We start from the raw sequence: 16,237 nt of genomic DNA, 5'->3' as shown, positions 1-16,237 counted from the left end.
AAGGAAAATTATGATTAAGAATTATTTTAAAATCGCTTGGCGAACCCTGCAAAAAAACAAGGTTTACGGCTTTATTAATGTCACCGGCCTTATGCTAAGTCTAACGGCCGCCATTCTTATTTTTACTTTTATCAAATTTCATCTGAGTTTTGATAACTTTCATGAAGACAGCGACAAAATTCACAGAATAGTCACCAAACAAAAAAGAGAAAGCATTAGCTATCAGGCCTCCGTACCTCCTGGGCTTAGTGAAGTAGTTAGAACAGACTATGATTTTGAAGATGCCATAGCCAGAACTGTAAACTTCTCAGATGTACAGGTCACCTATAATGACAATAAAAAAGTCTTGGAAGAAAATGGAGTTCTGTATACAGAATCTGACTTTTTTGAGATATTCGATTTCCCTTTTATTGAAGGTTCACTTACAAAAGAATTTTTAGAACCAAACAAGGCTTTTCTTACCAAAAGAATGGCCGAAAAGTATTTTGGCAATGCAAGTTCTGCTATTGGTCAAAGCCTGACTTTAGACAATACAGACTTGGTAACTATCATTGGTGTATTGGAAGATTTGCCACAAAACAGCTTTGAAGAAGTAGAAATATTTGTTTCCTACCCCACCCTTATTAAAGATAATATTTGGCTAGTATCTGCAGAAACTTGGGGCGGAATCACCTCCGATTTGCAGTGTTATATTAAACTAAAAGATGGCGTAAACCCTGAGCAGGTAGAAAAAGCCATGGCTCCTTTTCCTGCCAAATACAGACCAAACAGTAGTAATACTCACACCTACTATTTACAGCCCTTGTCCGACATTCATTTTAACCCAAATTATCATGGTGCCATGCCTGTCAAAACACTTTGGACACTTGCCATTATAGGGGTTTTCTTGTTAATATCGGCTTGTCTTAATTTTATAAACCTAGCCACTGCTCAAGTCTTAAACAGACTTAAAGAAGTAGGTGTACGTAAGTCTTTAGGCGGGAAAAAGGCACAGTTGTTTTGGCAGTTTTTAACAGAGACAAGTCTAATCGCCTTAGTTTCTGTAGTATTGGCTGTTGGACTGGCCATTCTTTGCCTGCCATACTTAAACCACCTTTTCGAAACAGAAATAGGCGTTTCAGAAATGCTTTCGACAAAAATGTTTCTGTTTGCTTTGACTATGTTCATTATCTCTGCATTTGCCTCTGGAGCGTACCCTGGTCTTTTACTAGCTCGTTTTAGCCCAGTTATGGCTCTTAAAGGAAAACTCTCTAGTCTAAACTTTGGAGGAGTTAACCTCCGCAAAACACTGATAGTAACACAATTTGTGATTTCGCAGGTGCTTATCATAGGTATGCTGGTTATTATCAAACAAATGAACTTCAGTCAAAACACAGACTTGGGTTTTGATAAAGAGGCCCAGCTAATGATTCCAGTAGCCGCAGGCTCTGATGCCGCAGACAAAAGAGCTTTTAAAGAACGGCTTCAAAGGCTTACGAATGTTGATAATGCCAGCATCTGCTTTACTGCTCCTGCCTCAAATATGAGTTGGGGAACCAGTGTACAAATGAATCAGAAAGATGAACAAGAAGCTTTTAGAGTAAGTGTAAGAGCTGGTGATGAAAGCTATTTAGAGACTTTTGGTCTAGAACTAGTAGCTGGCAGAAACATCAGAAAATCTGACACCCTTAACGAGCTAATGGTCAATGAAACCTTCATCAAAAAAATGAATTATGCCTCAGCTGAGGAGGCTTTAAATCAATACGCCTCTCTTGCAGATAGCGATAACATTCCTATTGTAGGCGTTTTCAAAGATTTCCATGTAGGTTCTACCTATGACGAAATATCGGCGGTAGCCATTGGTTCTGTTTCAGACGTTTTAAGGCAATATGCAGTAAAAATCAATAGCCAAAACATTTCTGGAAGCATGAAAGAAATAGAAGGTCTTTGGAATGAAGCTCAGCCTGAAACAGTATTTAGCTATGAGTTTGTAGATGAAACCATCAAAGAGTTTTATGTAAGTGAACAAAGGTTATTGACACTTTTAGAAATATTTACAGGCATTTCTATTTTCATATCAAGCCTTGGCTTGTTTGGTTTGGTGTCGTTTATGGTGGAGCGTAAAACCAAGGAAATTGGCGTAAGAAAGGTTTTGGGCAGTTCTATTTCTTCTATTCTATGGCTGTTCAGCAAAGAATTCTCTTGGTTAATAGGCATCGCCTTTTTGCTTTCAGTACCTCTGGCTTGGTGGCTAACTAATCAATGGCTAAGCGATTTCGTTTTCCAAGCCGAATTTGGGATAGGTCTCTTCCTTTCAGCCTTATTATTCTCCATACTTATCTCTGGAGTATCCGTGTCTTATAAAGTAATTAAAGCAGCCGTGGCCAACCCTGTAGACTCACTTAAATCTGAATAAATCATGATACGTAATTACCTCAAAATCGCCTGGAGAAACATCCTAAAAAGTAAAGGTTTTTCTATTATCAACATTCTTGGTTTGGCCATTGGTATGGCGGCCAGTATTATCATTTTTCTATTCGTTTTTTATGAGAAGAATTTTGATGCTCAGCATACCAAAAACCTTTATAGGTTAGATGAGGTACAGAGTTTCCCAGGCATGGTGGCTCCGCAAAAAGTGGCTTTATCAATGTACCCAATGGGCCCCACCTTAAAAGAGGAATTTCCAGAAGTTAAGGATTTTAGTAGAGTGAGGCAATTCAACGATATGCCCGTAAATAACGGGGCTAAAAAAGTAGAAATAGCTAAAGGTCTCTATGGCGATGCCAACTTTTTTGAACTCTTTGGTTTTAAACTATTACAAGGTGATAAAAGCCAAGTTTTAAGTGAGCCTAACACCATAGTACTGTCAGAAAAGAGTGCTAAAATACTTTTTGGAGATGAAGAAGCCCTCGGTCAAAACATCATCAGATATGAAAGCGATACCACTACCTTCAAAGTAACAGGTATTGTAGAAGATGTACCTGCCACTTCGCATTTGCAGTTTGATGCCCTTATCTCATTCGCCACCATAGTGGATGCAGATGACATGGATAACTGGGGGAGTAATTGGCTTGTCACTTATTTAGAACTTGAAAACAACATTAAAGTTTCAGAATTAGAAAGTAAATTTCCGGAATTCTTAGTAAGACACTTAAATGGTGATGCTCACGAATGGTATGAGCTCTTTTTGCAGCCAATGGCCGATGTACATTCTAAGTCAGCCGACATCACACATGACTATATCAACTACCAGAAATTTGACAGAACCTATACCTATATATTTTTCATAATTGCCATTATTATACTGGTGATTGCCTGTATCAATTTCATGAACCTTTCTACTGCAAAATCTTTAGGAAGAGCAAAAGAAGTTGGTTTAAGAAAATCAATAGGAGCATTTAAGACGCAGCTCGCTTTTCAGTTTATTGGTGAGTCCATTTTATTGACCTTAATCTCCCTGTTTTTTGCGGTGTTTATGGTTATGTTGGCATTGCCCTATATGTCTGAATTAAGCGGAAGAAGTCTACAATTTCCAATTTTTAGTAATCCTCTCTTATTACCAATTCTCTTAGTTTGCTCCGTTATTATAGGTGTCTTTTCAGGGCTATATCCAGCTTTCTTCTTATCTAGGTTTAACCCTGTTCAGGTATTAAAAGGAACTTTAAATATTGGTAAGAGTAACCTTAGAAACGCTTTAGTAATTACCCAATTCACCTGCACGGTATTCTTGATTATAGCCACAGGTTTTGCGATGAAGCAATTAAACTTTATGCAAGAAAAAGACCCCGGTTTTTCCAAAGACCAGGTCATTGTTATTCCTTTAAATTATGAATCTGGACCATTGTATTCTACCATAAAACAGCGGTTTACCTCCAATACTTACGTCGAATCCGTAACGGCCTCTCATCAAAGAATAGGGAATAATTTCCATCAAAGTGGCGTAGAATTTCAAGGTGAAGGTCCAATGATAAATACCGCTACATCTAGAGTGATAGTAGACCCTGATTATTTAAGACTGTACAAAATCAAACTACTGGCAGGTAGAAACTTCAAAGAAGGTGCCGCCGATAATGCCAAGACGTATATAGTTAATGAATCATTAGCCAAAGAACTCTTAAAAGAGCAATCGGTAAAAACCTACGAATCTCTCATAGGAAGAGGCTTTAAAATAGGAGGTTTAGACTCCTTAGGACAAATTATTGGCGTAGCTCAAGATTTCAACTTTAATTCTTTGCACCATAAAATAGAGACATTAACCATTTTCAATACCTCAAACTGGGGTTATAGTGAAATGTCTGTGAGGATTAATGGAGCAGACGCGAAACAGGCTATTGCGGGCTTGGAGTCAATTTGGAAAGAACTGATGCCAAACCAAAACATGAACTATACCTTTCTAGATGAACATTTCGACAATCTTTATAGGGCGGATAGTCAGGTTAGTAAAGTAGTAGGGGTGCTGGCTGGGCTCGCCATTTTTGTTTCTTGTCTTGGCTTATTTGGCTTATCCTCTTACTCTGCAGAACGTCGTATAAAAGAAATCGGTATTCGTAAGGTTTTGGGCTCATCGGTTCAGGGTATAGTAGGTTTATTATCCAAGGATTTTATAAAACTGGTTTTGATTTCTATCATCATTGCCTCGCCTTTAGCTTGGTATGCCATTGATATATGGTTACAAGATTTTGCCTACAGTATTAAAGTAGAATGGCAAATATTTGCTTTAGCGGCCTTTGTGGCTATTGGCGTAGCCCTCTTAACCATCAGTTTTCAAGCAGTAAAAGCTGCAGTTTCAAATCCCGTTAAATCCTTAAAAGCTGAATAAATTATGTTTAAAAATTATATTAAAATAGCGTTAAGAACCTTCCGAAAAGATGGGTCTTTCACCATAATTAATCTTCTTGGTTTAGCTTCTGGTTTGGCCATCACTTTACTTATCATTCAATATGTTAGGTACGAACTCTCTTATGAGAATACCCATGAAAATGCAGACCAAATAGTAAGGCTTACCACTGACTATATGGATGGAGAAACTGTAACTGCTCAAGATTGTGAGACCAACCCTCCTCTCGGGAATTTGTTAAAACAAGAATTAACACAAGTAGAAGACTTCACCCGAGCTTATCCTATCGGTGAGCCGCATTTAAACGTGAAAGTAGGAGAAGCTCCTTTTATACTTGAGAAGGTTTTTGCGGTTGACACCTCCTTTTTTAGCATGTTTACCACGCCTCTAATTAGAGGGACAAAACTGGATTTATTCAAACAGGCCGATGAAGCCGTAATTTCTAAAACTACTGCCCAAAGACTTTTCAATAGCCTTGATGTAATAGGAAAAGTGATAGAAATGCCAAACGGAGAAGAGAGCAAGTTTTTTGAAGTGGTAGGTGTTACAGAAGATAGCCCAAGTAATACCCACCTGAAATTTGATATGCTTTTTTCTTATGAAAGTATGTATGCAGGCAATGGAATTAATGGAGAAAAACCAGACAACTGGGATGGTAATAATACACTAACTTATATTCAATTGGCTCCCAATGTAGATTACGCCGATTTTACCGCGAATCTATTGAGCTTAAATGAAAGATACGCCGAGCCTCTAGGTAATGATAGAGTTATAGGGCAGAAAATAAGTGATATACATTTATACTCTAAAAAAACCTTTGAAACGGAGGCCAATGGAGACGCTACCACCGTTTTCTTTTTACTGGGTGTTGCTTTCTTAGTAATAATCAGTGCCTTTGTTAATTATGTAAACTTAGCCACTTCCAAATCTCTGGACAGAGCAAAGGAAGTGGGACTTAGAAAGGTGGTGGGAAGTACAAAAAATCAGCTAAAGACTCAGTTTTTAACAGAGTCGCTCTTGCTGAATATTTTCGCAGGCCTTATTGCAGTTGCATTAATATCCTTACTAAAACCCTCCTTTATTGATACCGCTGGCTTACCTGAAAGCTTTAACGTTTTCTCCGACCCCTTCTTTTGGGGCTGTTTGGGTGTAGCTATAATGGCGGGAGTATTATTGGCTGGGGCTTACCCTGCTTTTGCCTTATCTTCCTTTAAACCAGTTTCGGTTTTAAAAGGCAAATTTTCAAGCTCTGCCAAAGGCAATTTTATGCGGAAATCTCTAGTAGTTTTTCAATTTGCCATGACCATTGTGCTTTTAGTACAAGCTTTTACCGTTCAACAGCAAATAAGCTATCTACAAGACATTGACCTAGGTGTAGACATTGATAAGCTTTTGGTAGTAAATAGCCCTGGTGAAAGAAAGAACCAAGCCGCTTTTGAGCCATTTAAAAATCAATTAACCGCTATGGCAAATGTAGAGTCTGTTTCTACCTCAGAAGCCGTTCCTGGTCTATCAACAAGTCAATTCAGTACTACCACAGGCATTAATCTTTCAGAGGTAATTGAAGAGCATAATTATAACTTCTATATAAACTCTATTGATTCCGAATACATCCCCGTTATGGGAATGGAGCTTTTGGCAGGTACCAACTATTCTTCAAACTCTAGAAGTGAAAATAATGAAGTTATAGTAAACGAAGAGGCCATTCGCCTCTGGGGCTTAGCTGATGCCAAAGATGCTGTGGGCAAAGAGCTAGATTTTTGGGGCAGAAAGTGGCTCATACTGGGTGTAATAAAAGATTACCACCAAGAAACAGCAAAGTCAGCACCAATTCCAATTATTCATCGCTATTATGATGAGTCTTGGAATAGTAATGCTAGCATCAAATTCTCCGGAGGAAACCCAAAAGAACAAATTGCTGAAATAGAAACGGCTTATAAAGCTAATTTTCCAGGCGAACCTTTTACTTATTTTTTCCAAGATGCAGCATACGACCAACAGTTTAAAGCTGAGGAAAAATTTCAGAAGGTTTTCAATGTACTCACCATATTTGCTATTCTCATAGCCTGCTTAGGTTTGTTTGGTTTAGCATCTTTTACCATCGCGAAGCGAACCAAAGAAATAGGCATTAGAAAAGTGATAGGTGCCAGCACCTCAAACCTACTTTTGACATTATCCGCAGATTTCATGAAAACTGTTTTAATATCTATGGTCATAGGAATTCCGATTACCTATTTTATTATAAAAAAATGGCTAGATAGTTTTGCTAATAGAATAGAAATTTCTTGGTGGCTTTTCGCTATCCCGGCACTCACGGTTTTCCTGTTGGTTTTAATTTCAATTAGTGCCAAAACACTAAAAACGGCCTTAGCCAACCCGGTGGAGAGTTTGAAGAATGAATAGACTAAAATGAAATTATTATGCTAAAGAATTACATCAAAATAGCCTGGAGAAATATTAGAAAACACCGCTTGTTTTCCTTTATCAATATTGTAGGGCTGGGCATAGCTATACCTTTTGCATTATTGGCTCTTATTCAGCTGCAGGGTTCTTTTGAGTTTGATAATTTTCATGAAGACACAGACCGTATTGTTCGTGTAATTACCGAACAAACTTCCAAAGAAGGTGTAAAAACGGCTTATGCCTCTTCACCTGTAAATCTTGAGCCTAGATTATCTGAAGACCTTCCAGGAATTGAAAAATCTACCAAAGTAATACGAACCTTTTCTTGGGTGCTGAGCAATAAGCTCAAAACCAAAGATGTCAACGCCATTTACACGGAACCGACATTTTTTGAAATCTTTAATTTCCCCTTAGAAAAAGGCGTTTACGGGGCAGAACCAAACACCATGGTACTTAGCCATGAAGCAGCAGAATGGTATTTTAACGATTCCAACCCAATAGGAAAATCTTTAGAACACCCTGACTTAGGCTCGCTTAAAATTACCGGTGTATTAAAAAAGCATAAACCCAGAACTCAGTTTAAAGCAGATGTGATGATTTCTATGAGCACCTACCAAACTGGAGATAAGTCTGAGGTAGAGAAGTGGGCGGAGCTTCCAAGTCACACTTTCTTAAAACTAACACCAGGCTATGATGTCAAAAATATAGATGCCGCTTTACTAAAGCTGTCTGAAAATGTTTCAAGTACTTTTTTAGCAAATACAGACAATAGTTTACTTTTCACAGCTCAGCCTTTTGAAAAGATTTCGCCTGCACGTACACGTTTGGAATTTAACCCTTATGTGGAAGATATGCAGGATATATATTTCAATTTTAGCATCCCATTATTAATTCTCTTATTGGCTTCTTTTAATTATGTCAATTTAACATTGGCTAGGTCATTAAGTAGGTCAAAGGAAGTAGGGGTTCGTAAAGTAATGGGTGCTTTGAAAAGTCAGCTGGTAGGCCAATTTTTAAGTGAAGCCGTCATCATATCTTTTCTTTCCTTATCCATGGGTCTGTTGCTACTTTGGTATGCAAAAAATAACATACATGCCAGTTGGATAACATGGGAGGTTGACCACATTGGAGCTATCATTTTGTCCTTTGTTTGCTTCACCTTCCTTCTAGGTATAATAGCAGGCCTTATGCCCGCCATCATTCTTTCTCGTTTCCAGCCAGTAAAAGTATTGAAAGGAAATATTTCACCTTCTTCTTTTGGCAAAGTAGGCTTTAGAAGAGCTTTGATTGTGGTTCAGTTTGCGGTAACGCTTGGCTTCATTTTCATGATGAGTCACCTGTATAATCAGTTTGACTACATGGCTACCGAAAACGATAATTTCAACCGAAAAGGCATTTATAATCTAAGCTTACAAGGACAAAAAGATGTAGCTGTAATTCCCAATATTGGGAACCTTAAGGAGGTAGAAAAAATAGGTAGAGTATCTCAATTATTTGGGAATATGCCTGCCAAAGTAGGTATAGCTTCTAAACCTAAGGAAGAAAGAATTAATAGCTTTTATTACGCTGCCGACAGAGCCTTTATTGAAAACATGCAGCTGAAATTTATAGCGGGCGAAAACATTCCATTCTCAGAAAGTGATTCGAGTAATTCCCTCGTGGTTATTAATGAAAAAGCGGTGGATAGGTTACACTTAGGTTCGTCAGACGAAGCCATAGGGAAGCAAGTGTTTTTTGAAACGGAAAAGCCGCTAACTGTGGTGGGAGTTATTGAGAATTTTTGTCATTTCAATTATCAATTTGAAATCGAACCTATTGTTTTTCAGTATAATCCTTCAAGGTTTCAAATAGCTACCATTCAAACTAGTTCTCAGATAAATCAAAGCTCCTTTGAATCTGATGTTCATCAAGTTTGGAATAAGGAATACCCCTACTTAGAGGCCGAAGGCTCATGGCTAGCCACAGATTTATATGAGCGATACTATCCTGCCGAAGACATGAAAATATTTGGTATAACCGGTGTAATTATATTTGTAATAGCTCTGATGGGCTTACTGGGGATGCTTGTTTATTCTTCAGAAAAACGTGTGAAAGAAATTGGCATCAGAAAAGTAATGGGAGCTGAAGTAGCTCAAATTATCAAAATGATGGCTTGGTCCTTTTTCAAACTTCTTCTTATTGCTACTGTGGTGGCTATCCCCTTTGGTGTAGCCTCCGGAATGTTTCTTAATATTCAGCTTTTTAAATATCATAATGGTGTCAATTATAGCTTAATGGCTCTTTTCACCCTAGTAGTGGTGGCTGTGGCAGGTGGTGCCGTTGCTTTCTTTTCTTTCAGAGCGGCCGCCGTGAACCCTGTAGAAAGTCTTAAAAATGAGTAAACTAAAATGAAATAATTATGTTAAAGAACTACATCAAAATAGCCCTCCGAGGCTTACGGAAAAACGGACTTTTTTCGCTACTTAACCTTTTTGGTTTATCCTTTGGCGTAGTTATATTTCTTTATCTATTCCTCTTTACTAAACAAGAGCTCTCTTTTGATAAATATCATTCAAATGCTGCCAATATTTATAGAATTGGGCAAACAGTTAATTTTGAAGGAAAAGAAGACTGGGGTTCAGTTCCAAACATAGTAGGGCCAAAAATGACGGAAGCGATTCCAGAAATCAAGTCTTACACTCGGTCTCTTCATCATTCCTTTGGTAAAATTGCTTTTGTAAATAGTGAGCGAAACAAATTCTCCGAAAAAAAACTCTATTGGACTGATCCAGGACTCTTCGAAATTTTTGATGTTCCCTTTGTCTATGGAAACCCGAAAACAGCTTTAGATGCTCCAAACAAAGTAATATTAAGCAAGACCATAGCTGAAAAATATTTTGGCAAGGAAAACCCCATGGGTAAATCGCTAAAAGTTGATAACAATTACGATTTGACCGTAGGCGGTGTTTATGAGGATTTCCCAAACAACTCAACGCTAGAAGCCGAGCTTATTGGCTCATTTTCTACCATAAAATGGGCTAGTAATAAACTGCACTGGAGCAATGCAAGTTTTGAGACCTACTTTTTACTAGAACCATTAGTTGACATAAAAAAAGTAGAAGCCAAAATCAATGCCGTTCTAGACGAAAACATCTCAAAAGAAAACCAATGGTTCACTTTTTGGCTACAGCCACTTAGCGATATTCATTTGTATTCGACACAAATTGCTTACACAAGCAGCACAAGAACTGGCGATAAGAAACAGGTCAACATATTGATTGCTTTGGCTTTGGGTATTTTGATAATTGCCTGCATTAATTATATGAACTTGGCCACGGCCCAATCGCAAAAGCGTAAAAAGGAAGTAGGCGTTAGTAAAGCCATGGGTGCAAGCCAAACTAGTCTGATAAAACGATTTTATACAGAGGCACTTATTATGGTTGCTCTTGCCGTATTTTTTGGCTTGATTTTACTTGTAGTCGGCCTACCATTTTTAAATAGTATTGCAGGCCAAAGTATTTCTTTGAGTGCTTTAATAGATGCAGAACTTATAATGGGAATTATTCTTACCACCATACTCCTTGCAATTATCGCAGGCTCATATCCTGCACTTTTACTCTCTTCGTTTTCTACCCTTTCACTTTTTGGAAGAAGAGAAGAATCGAGCATTTCTACCTCCTCCGTCAGGAAAGGTCTTGTCATTGTCCAGTTTTCGGCTTCCATTATTTTAATGATCGGTACATTCGTGTTTTACAGCCAGCTAAAATTTATTCAAGACAGGCAGCTAGGTTATGATACGGAGCATGTGGTGGCAGTGACCACGCAAGGAGCAGAAAACCAAAATCAAATAAATGATCTCATGGCTTCTTATAAGTCGCTGGGCTTTGTTGGCTCGGTTTCACGCTCACAAACATACCCTGGAGCTAGTGGAAGTGGCCGCACCATAGTGCGTTATGAAGAGCCAGACAAAATAATGGGAATTCAAACCAATTTTACTGATCCAGAAATATTAGAAACGCTTGACATTAAGCTCTTGTCGGGTCAAATTTTCGCAAATAAAACCTCCACCCAAGATACAACAGTTCAGGTGGTGGTAAACAAAACAACAATTGACTTCCTTGGCTATTCGCCAGAAGAGGCTATTGGTCAAACAGCTTACAACCTTTTCAATTGGAACAAAGCCACTATTGTGGGGGTCATGGAAGATTTTCATTTCCAAGATTTTCATAAACCTATAGGTGCTTATGCTTTTCACAATAACCCCTCAGAGAGTAAAAACAACTTGCTGGTACGTTTTAATGGTGGAAACCTAAGCGATAACCTAGCGGCACTAGAAGCCGGTTTTCAAAAGTCAATTCCTTCTTCAGCCTTTGAATACCAATTTTTAGATGATGTGGTAGCAAAGCTTTATACGGCTGAAAAACAACTAGGAAGAATCGTACTTTTTTTTTCCATTACGGCCATTTTTATAGCCTGTTTAGGGCTTTTCGGGCTTTCAGCTTTTACAGCTGAGCAGCGAACAAAAGAACTTGGCGTTAGAAAAGTATTAGGTGCCAACATTAGAAACTTAGTTGGTCTGCTTTCGGCAGAATTCATGAAACTCGTAATAATCTCGCTGCTGATATCAGCTCCAATAGCATGGTACGTGCTTAATGGCTGGTTAGAAAGTTACGCCTTCCACATCAACATTCCTTGGTGGATTTTTGGAATGTCTGGAGTCCTAACAATTTTGATAGCATTCTTAACGGTGAGTTTTCAATCTATCAAAGCAGCTTTAATTAATCCAGTGGAAAGTTTGAAGAGTGAGTAGCTAGCTTAATCCTAAAAGACCAAATGTCAATGAAATTATCTCACTCTATATAAATATTCTATTACTTGAGATCTAACATATTCTTTTTTTAAGAATCAAATTTTCAGATAGGCGTTTACAGTCACTAAATAAAGAAGTCTTTATTATCTTTGAACTTACCTTCATATATCCAGCTAAGATTCTTTAAAATAGAACCTATTTATGAAAACACTCCTTTCTATAACAGTCTTTATATTATCTACTAGTAACCTTCTAGCTCAGGTAAAAAAAGAGAATATAAGCTCAAAAAAAGAAGCCATTTCAAGACAGGATAATTCTTTAAAAAAACTAGCAAAGCAAGCCACAATAATGTCCAATGCATTTGTGCAAAAGGACTATGATACTTTTCTCAATTTTTTGCATCCCAAAATATTACAAAGCCTTGGCGAACGTAGAACCATAATCCAAAACCTCAATGAAGGGTTTGAATCAGGGGATAAGGTATTGGAAATTTTTAACGAACAGCCAAGTGAACTAATAATAGGGAATAAAACTTACCAGTGTACTTTCACACAGCGATTAAAAATGTTAATAAATCAAAAGGGAATTTCTATAAATTCTACACTTATTGCAATTTCTTACAATAAAGGAAAGGATTGGAAATTTGTAAATACCTCGGGTAGCAATATCGAAGATCTTAGAGATTTAATACCCGAATTAAGCATGTTGTTGGTTTTTTAGTGCACTTTTTCTTTAGAATGGATGCCGCTACAGCCCACATTGACTCGCTTTCCCTTTATCATCTTGGAGAATCTTCCACTAGTAAGGTTTTGTGAGGAACTGTTGACTTCCAGTTTTTACAACATTATTTTCTTAACTTTTAAAGTTAAGTTGTTCTGAAATAATGAATGGTGTATTTCTATAGGCCTCAAAAAGAACCCTCAAACCCTTATAAGCTTAATTATCTTCTGCTCTGCGTTATTTTGCCATCTTACAAAATAACTACCCGATGCAAACCTAGCCGCATTGTAAATTTCCGTATGCCAGCCCGGTTTTTTTTGAGCATATAATGGTGTAGCAATTACCTGACCTCGAGCATTAAAAATTTGAATGAGATTGATGCCTCCATCAGAGAGAAATTCCAATTTGACAAAATCTATAACAGGGTTAGGATAAGCTTTGAAAGGTATTTCTATTTCTTCTGGAATTGCATTGGCAGTAATAAAGCCACAGGGTGCACCCTGAACCAAAGGCAGCGATTGAAAAGTCTGCAACATAACTTCAGAAATTTGCGGAGTTTCCACACAAAACCAACGCTCTAGAATAGATGCGTAAACCGAGCGGAAGTCAAACTGCATAGGAACACTTTCGTTATTTCCGGCTACAGTAGGCAAAATGGGGTTCTCTCCAAAAACCTTAGAATTCACAAATTCCCCAAAAAGAAACATTGGTGCTGCGGCTCCATGATCGGTACCTCGGCTGCCATTTGCTTTAATCCGCCTTCCAAATTCTGAATACGTCATGGTTAAAACACGGTCCTGAGCACCTAGCTGCTCCAAATCTCTTGTGAAAGACAAAATCGCATTAGAAAGCTCTGCAAGCAGGTTGGCATGCTCACCCGTACTTGTGTCACTCGTTTCCGCCTGATTATCATGGGTATCAAAACCACCAATTCTCACAAAATAAAATTTCGTTCTTAAGCCCCCAGCTATGAGTCTTGCTACCACTTTTAGCTGCTGTGAAAGAGATTCCTGATTATAAGTCACTTGTGTACCAACTGCCGTAGCTGCTTTCTTTATGGAATTTGCATATTGGTTTGTTTGTGTGGCCACTTGTCTCAGGTAAGCGAGTTCTTTTTCTGCCAATGTAGTAGGCGTTTCTCCCTGTTCTTCTGTGAGTAACTCATAGAAAAAATCTGGACCTGAAATGGCCATTCCCATAGGATAAACTGGCCCCTGCAAACTTGTATTTAAAACAGAGCCTATTTGAATAGAGAGAGGGTCTGGATGCTGTTCATTTGGGTAATTGTTTGGGAAGTCTGGATTATCACTAGCCAAATATCTACCTGCCCAACCGCTTAAAACCTGCTTATCAGAATCAGACGCTGTATTCCAAATATCCGTAGAACGAAAGTGCGAAAAGTCAGGGTCAGGGTATCCTACGTCTTGTATAATGTTAGCTTTCCCCTCCTCAAAGAGTTCTGTAAGCGGTGATAACGAAGGATGAAGCCCGATTTTATCGGACTGAGGAATACTTAGTAGCCTATTTTCTTTAAGAGCTATGGCTCCTCGATTAGAAGAATAGTTAGCATATTGGTCAATAGGTACCACGGTATTTAGTCCATCGTTTCCTCCTGCCATCTGAATCACCACCAACACTTTATCATCTCCCAAGGCGGTTTCGTTTATTCCACCAAAAGCATTTATAGGCAAGCCATTAAGGAAATACGGAGCAACTCCACCAGCCATTATATGTTTTATGAATTTTCTTCTTTCCATGGCTTCTTAAATTAATTGGTATTCTGGCAGTGACATGATATATAATAATAGTGCTCGTAAACGCTCTTCAATTGGAAGTCTGAAGTTCCCATTATGTGCAATACTTTCAGAATTCTGCCAAAGCTGCGTCCAATAAAAATCATTGGATTGACCAGATAAGAGGATGTCTGTTTTAATTTTATTTTTAAGCTCGGTTTTTAAGGGTAATGACAATAAGTCATTGGCCATGTCATCAATTAGTTTATTAGGGTCGCTGGGCTCGGAAAACTGCGAAGCATATTTTATTACATCAGTCACTACCCTATAGCCATCTCGCCGCACTTCATTATAAAGCAAAATTAGTATAGACTGATTCCGTTTTTGATAGGTATCTGAGTTTATCCAGATCTCATGATAAAGGGGTGTTTGGTGATAAGCCGGCCAGCCGGAAACGGATGGAGGGTCGCCAATGTATTGTTGAGTAGTTTCTGCAAAACGCATATAAACTCCTGACACACTATAGTTTTGATAAACGTTTTCTTCCAAAGAAGGTAAAGGAGGCTCTAAATGCCGAAGTGTTTTCACCATAAAGTCTAAAGGGCTGCTAATCATAGCTCCATAGAAAGCGGTATCAAAGAAATGTTCACTACTAAAAAATGCCTTTAACAATGGCTTAATTTCATAATTATTATCACGAAATATTTTTGCCATCGGCTCTATAAATTGCGTCTCTACTTCTAGCCCTATTTCATAGTAAATAAAAAAGCGGTAAAACTTCCTTATCATAAATCGGCTGACCTCTTCCTTACTAAAAATCATGTCCAATAGGTCATCTACTTCATATTGACCATCTCGACCTGAACGACCAGAAATAACAGTGTTTCCATAAAAGTCAGAGAATTGCTTATCCTCCGTATCATGAAGATTATCATTAAAAAAATAGTTCTGCGTAACGCCTAGTATAGTATGGCCGGTTAAAACGCGGGCAGCAGCCCTTACATCATCTTGCGTATAATCTGACCCTTCTCCTATACCGATAGTAAAAAGCTCTTGAAGTTCACGAGCATAATTTTCATCCGGTGAATCTTTGGTGTTCTCACGACCATTGAGATACCTTAACATGGCCTTATCAAGCGTAATAGCTTTTACGAAATCCTTGAAATTCCCAAAAGCCTGTTCTCTAATAGTGTTTTGGTATTCATAGGCAAAACTAGCTCTGTCGTAAACTTCAATTTGGGTAGCAAAGTGATTATGCCAAAAAAGCACTAATTTCTCGTGTATGGTACGCTCTTGAAACCACATTTGTTGCACCCACCAATAACGAAGAGATTGACGCCTCCAAAAATTAATGGTACCATCACCATAAGGAGCTTGAACCCATGTTTCTCCCTTTTTAACACCTGTGGTATCTTCTACTTTTTGTTCATAATAATTAACAGGAGGAGATGGGATAGGAGAAGCTTCTATGATTTCATCTATGCACTGCGTTAAATTTTTATTTTCAAAGGCTTTTAAGTCTTTTACTGTGCAGCCAAAAAGTGTTCTGTTTAAAAGGTGTTTTCTTTGAGCGTTTGTGAATTCGCCAGCATACTTTTGAGCACCGAAAGATTTAATGTTTCTCATACACCACTATTATTTGACTGTTCAGATATATCAATCTAGGCTTTAAAATAATGATTATATAGCATATTAATTTAATTCATTCAGAAATGACTTAAGCCCAAAGTTCTATTTTTCCTGAAAATAAGATTTACTTCCTTCCAAGTCGACCGT

At 38.0% G+C, this 16,237-nt stretch carries 8 protein-coding genes; 6 read left to right on the top strand and 2 right to left on the bottom strand.

Going from position 1 to position 16,237, the window contains the following annotated elements:
- Window positions 1-10: 10 nt before the first annotated feature.
- The 6 genes from AADJ06_RS17315 to AADJ06_RS17290 all read left to right on the top strand — a co-directional run bounded on the left by AADJ06_RS17315 (window position 11) and on the right by AADJ06_RS17290 (window position 12,728).
- Window positions 11-2,395, top strand: coding sequence for an ABC transporter permease (locus tag AADJ06_RS17315; RefSeq protein ID WP_341227744.1), 2,385 nt, complete (start codon window positions 11-13; stop codon window positions 2,393-2,395).
- 3 nt (window positions 2,396-2,398) lie between these two features.
- Window positions 2,399-4,798 (top strand): ABC transporter permease, encoded by a 2,400-nt coding sequence (locus AADJ06_RS17310; protein WP_341227743.1) that lies wholly within the window; start codon window positions 2,399-2,401, stop codon window positions 4,796-4,798.
- 3 nt (window positions 4,799-4,801) lie between these two features.
- Complete coding sequence (locus AADJ06_RS17305; protein WP_341227742.1) at window positions 4,802-7,219, top strand: ABC transporter permease; 2,418 nt, start codon at window positions 4,802-4,804, stop codon at window positions 7,217-7,219.
- A gap of 17 nt (window positions 7,220-7,236) precedes the next feature.
- Complete coding sequence (locus AADJ06_RS17300; protein ID WP_341227741.1) at window positions 7,237-9,600, top strand: ABC transporter permease; 2,364 nt, start codon at window positions 7,237-7,239, stop codon at window positions 9,598-9,600.
- 17 nt (window positions 9,601-9,617) lie between these two features.
- Window positions 9,618-12,008 (top strand): ABC transporter permease, encoded by a 2,391-nt coding sequence (locus AADJ06_RS17295; RefSeq protein ID WP_341227740.1) that lies wholly within the window; start codon window positions 9,618-9,620, stop codon window positions 12,006-12,008.
- Between the two features lie 201 nt (window positions 12,009-12,209).
- Window positions 12,210-12,728, top strand: coding sequence for a hypothetical protein (locus AADJ06_RS17290; protein ID WP_341227739.1), 519 nt, complete (start codon window positions 12,210-12,212; stop codon window positions 12,726-12,728).
- A 200-nt stretch (window positions 12,729-12,928) separates the two neighbouring features.
- Here AADJ06_RS17290 and AADJ06_RS17285 read toward each other — a convergent pair whose 3' ends face one another.
- Both AADJ06_RS17285 and AADJ06_RS17280 read right to left on the bottom strand, forming a co-directional pair.
- Window positions 12,929-14,485, bottom strand: coding sequence for a DUF1501 domain-containing protein (locus tag AADJ06_RS17285; RefSeq protein ID WP_341227738.1), 1,557 nt, complete (start codon window positions 14,483-14,485; stop codon window positions 12,929-12,931).
- A gap of 6 nt (window positions 14,486-14,491) precedes the next feature.
- The gene (locus tag AADJ06_RS17280; RefSeq protein ID WP_341227737.1) at window positions 14,492-16,087 is read right to left on the bottom strand and encodes a DUF1800 domain-containing protein; all 1,596 of its coding nucleotides are present in this window, start codon (window positions 16,085-16,087) and stop codon (window positions 14,492-14,494) included.
- Window positions 16,088-16,237: the final 150 nt, after the last annotated feature.

Origin of the sequence: uncultured Arcticibacterium sp. (genome assembly GCF_964021845.1) — a bacterium.
Classification (GTDB): domain Bacteria; phylum Bacteroidota; class Bacteroidia; order Cytophagales; family Spirosomataceae; genus Arcticibacterium.
Note: the sequence above shows the minus strand (reverse complement) of the source record. Positions and strands in the feature narration are given on the sequence as shown.

Coding starts and splice junctions, on each gene's coding strand:
- AADJ06_RS17315 (WP_341227744.1), top strand. CDS start 11: ATGATTAAGAATTATTTTAAAATCGCTTGGCGAACCCTGCAAAAAAAC.
- AADJ06_RS17310 (WP_341227743.1), top strand. CDS start 2,399: ATGATACGTAATTACCTCAAAATCGCCTGGAGAAACATCCTAAAAAGT.
- AADJ06_RS17305 (WP_341227742.1), top strand. CDS start 4,802: ATGTTTAAAAATTATATTAAAATAGCGTTAAGAACCTTCCGAAAAGAT.
- AADJ06_RS17300 (WP_341227741.1), top strand. CDS start 7,237: ATGCTAAAGAATTACATCAAAATAGCCTGGAGAAATATTAGAAAACAC.
- AADJ06_RS17295 (WP_341227740.1), top strand. CDS start 9,618: ATGTTAAAGAACTACATCAAAATAGCCCTCCGAGGCTTACGGAAAAAC.
- AADJ06_RS17290 (WP_341227739.1), top strand. CDS start 12,210: ATGAAAACACTCCTTTCTATAACAGTCTTTATATTATCTACTAGTAAC.
- AADJ06_RS17285 (WP_341227738.1), bottom strand. CDS start 14,485: ATGGAAAGAAGAAAATTCATAAAACATATAATGGCTGGTGGAGTTGCT.
- AADJ06_RS17280 (WP_341227737.1), bottom strand. CDS start 16,087: ATGAGAAACATTAAATCTTTCGGTGCTCAAAAGTATGCTGGCGAATTC.